Annotated in this window: 1 protein-coding gene; it reads left to right on the top strand. The window is 47.8% G+C overall.

Going from position 1 to position 289, the window contains the following annotated elements; genetic code table 11:
* Positions 1-60: 60 nt before the first annotated feature.
* Positions 61-289: HNH endonuclease (locus P0G09_RS20335; RefSeq protein ID WP_275253587.1), on the top strand; the 229-nt coding region annotated here is incomplete at its 3' end.

Genomic DNA, 289 nt, shown 5'->3' with positions numbered 1-289 from the left:
GATATCGCCCTTGCCTGCTATGCAGACGGAAAGGGCTGGAAAGCAAACTTTGAATACTTCATGAACCGGGAATACGCCTATAACCGGGAGAAGGGAAAGTGCAAATGCTGCGGGAAACCATTTTCCATAACAGTTCCAAAACACTGTCACCACATCGACAACCAGCTTCCAATAGAAAGAATCAATAAAGTTCCCAATCTGGCATGGCTGTGCGAATCGTGCCACCGCATGGTTCATAACAGCCCAATACCGCCTGAGCTGGACGCAATGGTGGTACGCAAAATTATGA

It is taken from the genome of Faecalibacterium sp. DFI.5.82 (assembly GCF_029076575.1).
Classification (GTDB): Bacteria; Bacillota; Clostridia; order Oscillospirales; family Ruminococcaceae; genus Faecalibacterium; species Faecalibacterium duncaniae.
The sequence above is the reverse complement of the archived record's forward strand: the minus strand, read 5'-3'. Positions and strand labels throughout refer to the sequence as shown.